The organism is Pseudomonadota bacterium (genome assembly GCA_022361155.1).
Classification (GTDB): Bacteria; Myxococcota_A; Polyangia; order Polyangiales; family JAKSBK01; genus JAKSBK01.
This window is the reverse complement of record JAKSBK010000543.1, coordinates 1-2771: the sequence shown is the minus strand read 5'-3', so window position 1 is coordinate 2771 and position 2771 is coordinate 1. Positions and strand designations below refer to the sequence as shown.

Here is a 2771-nt window from a genome sequence, read left to right as displayed (position 1 = left end):
GCGTTGACCGGCTTGAGAGCTTGATGCCGGTCACGCGGCGAGCCCTGGCAGCGCGCTGCGGTGGCTTTGCGCAGCTTGGCTTGCCTCGAGGCAAGAACGCTCTCTTGCGGGTGGGCCGGTGGAGCCAGGGTGCTTGCGTTCTCGTCGCCTCTAGCTCGGTAGAATAGACCGATATCGTCCACGACGTCGTAGAGCTGTTCGCCCTGCTCGAGCAGCCTGCAGTTGCGTCGTTGGAGGTGCGCCACGATGAGGTCGAAGGCATCGACGCTCCAGGGGTAGGTGTCGTGCAGCAGCACGATGCCGCCCCGGTCGCCGTTTTCGCGCTTGCGCCGCTCGAAAACGCGCAACCAGGTGTGGAACACCTGACGGGCCGTGCGCACCTGGAAGTCACCCGCGCCGAGGTTCCACAGGACCGTGGTGTAGCCGCGCCGCGCAAGCAGCCGGTCGACGCGCTTCGAGCGGGCTCCGCCCGGCGGCCGGAACAGCCATGGGCGGTCGCCGAAGATGCGCGAGAAGATGTCCTCGCTGCGCTGCACCTGGGCGAGCACCTGGCGATCGTTTAGCAGCGGCAGCTGCAGGTGATCCACGGTGTGGCTCGCGATCATGTGGCCCCGCTTGGCGATATCCTTGGCGATGCGTTGCTGGTCGCGCTCGCGCTGGGTGCGGCCCTGGATCCGGCCGCTCGTGATGAAGAAGACCGCACGCACGTGGGCCTGGTCCAGGCGCTCGAGCAGTTTGGGCGTTGTGCGACGATCGGGTCCGTCGTCGAAGGTGAAGAGAATCAGCCGGTGGGGGGTCGACCCGGTGATGGTCAACCCATTCTTGAACTGGGCACCGAGCCTGGATTCGAGCGGCGTGAGCTCGTCCTGGCGCGGTGTGGGCGGGGTCTCTGGGGCGATGGCTGCCTGCGGCGGTGCCGCCGCAGCCCCGGAGGTTTTTGGCGCGGGCGCCAGCGGAGCCGGCTTGGCCTTGGGGAGGGGGCGGGACACGGGCCTCGGGATCTCCGGCGGCGAGAGCTCCCCGTTGCTGGCGCCGCCGAGCCGCGCCACGACGTTGCCGCCGGCTAGCTCGGTGACCGGCACAAGCAGGCTGCCGAGGCGCAGGGCCGCATCCCGCTCCAAGTGGGGACTCGAGTAGGCCAATACTCCCCCCGCGACGCTCGCCGACACGCACAATGTGCCGCGGCGCAGCAAGCGCCGGAGCCAAGGCTGTACTGCCATGTCGTGAAGTCTAAGTGTTTGTGGGTCCAACACCAAGAAAGGCGCCCGCCTCTGGCGATTCCGAGCCGCGTGCTCGTTGTCCCTCGGCGTAGCAGCGACGCCCACCACCACGAAACGGCCACGACCACGATCACGCAACCAGACGCCCACGCGTCGTGCGCAGGCTCGATCCGAGCTGGCGCGCCGCTGGCGGACCCTTGCGTTCGATCCTGGTGTCGGGTACGCACAGCGCTCCAGTCCTGGTCGCTCCCTGCGTTTCCTTTCTGTACCCGTGTAGAGCTGCAACGTGGCCCAGCCGTGATCGAGGTCGAGCATCTGACCAAACGCTATGCAGACCATGCGGCCGTGTCCGATCTGGGGTTTCGCATCGAGCCAGGCGAGGTGGTCGGCTTCCTCGGTCCCAACGGCGCCGGCAAGAGCACCACCCTGCGCATGCTGACCGGCTACGTGGCACCGACCTCGGGCCGCATTCGAGTGGCGGGCGTCGACGCGATCGCGCGGCCCGTACAGGCGCGCCGGCACCTGGGCTACCTGCCGGAATCCGTGCCGCTATACGGCGAGATGCGCGTGTACGAGTACCTTCTTTACCGCGCGCGTCTCAAGGGTGTGAAGCGCGGAGGCGCGGCCCGGCGGGTCGAAGCTGCTTTGGAGATGGCCAACGTCGAGGACGCTCGCACCAGAATCGTATCGCAGCTGTCCAAGGGCTATCGTTCGCGCGTCGGCCTTGCGGACGCACTGGTTGCCGATCCCCCGCTCTTGATCCTGGACGAGCCCACCGCGGGTTTGGATCCAAATCAGATACGGCAGATGCGCGAGCTGATTCGCGGTCTCGGCGGCAGCAAGACCGTACTGCTGTCCACCCATATTCTGCCCGAGGTCGAATCGACGTGCGAGCGGGTACTGATCATTCACCGAGGAAGGCTGGTGGGGTCGGGAGCACCCGCGACACTGCGGACTTCCGGAAGCGATTCGCAGCTGCTGGTCGTGGTGACCCGGGGTGATCCCGCTCGAATGCGCGAGGTGCTCGAGCGGATCCCCGGTGTGCGCAGAGTCAGTGCTCCAGGGCTCGAAGAACAAACGGGTGAAGGGCCGAGCCACTGTTTCGAGCTCGACGCGGATGCCGGGCCAGCGGTCTCGGAAGGCGTCTTCCGTGAGGTGGCGGCCGCCGGATTGACACTTTCGGAGCTGCGACGCGCGCGGGGCTCGCTCGAAGACGTCTTCGCTCGCCTCACCACCCAGGAGCAGGCGCCGCCCGATGCCGCGCCTCATGGCCCAACCACCTCGGAGGCCGTTCCATGAGCGCGCTATGGGTCCTGACGCGGCGCGAGGTCCTGTCCTTCTTTGTGTCGCCGATGGCGTACGTAGTGCTCACTGTCTGGCTACTGTACTCGGGCCTCTCGTTCTACTTCATTGCAGAGCTGTTCGCGTCGCAGCCGGTTTCCGGAAGCGCTACGCAGAATCCGCTCAGCGTGTTCTTCGGGGGCACCACGCTCTTTTATTTGCCCTTGCTCATTTTCGCTCCTGTGCTGACGATGCGCTTGTTTGCCGAGG

The 2771-nt window shown here is 66.7% G+C and carries 3 protein-coding genes; 2 read left to right on the top strand and 1 reads right to left on the bottom strand.

All coding sequences use genetic code 11. The features are described 5' to 3' along the window. Positions 1-1220, bottom strand: a 1220-nt coding sequence (locus MJD61_20220; protein MCG8557589.1) for a polysaccharide deacetylase family protein, incomplete at its 3' end; no start/stop codon positions are given. A gap of 297 nt (positions 1221-1517) precedes the next feature. On the opposite strand from MJD61_20220, the gene MJD61_20215 reads away from it, so the two are divergent. Both MJD61_20215 and MJD61_20210 read left to right on the top strand, forming a co-directional pair. Next, positions 1518-2519: an ABC transporter ATP-binding protein gene (locus tag MJD61_20215; GenBank protein MCG8557588.1), complete on the top strand. Its 1002-nt coding sequence runs from the start codon at positions 1518-1520 to the stop codon at positions 2517-2519. Then, on the top strand, positions 2516-2771 hold a 256-nt coding region (locus MJD61_20210; GenBank protein ID MCG8557587.1), incomplete at its 3' end, for a hypothetical protein. The genes MJD61_20215 and MJD61_20210, both read left to right, overlap by 4 nt.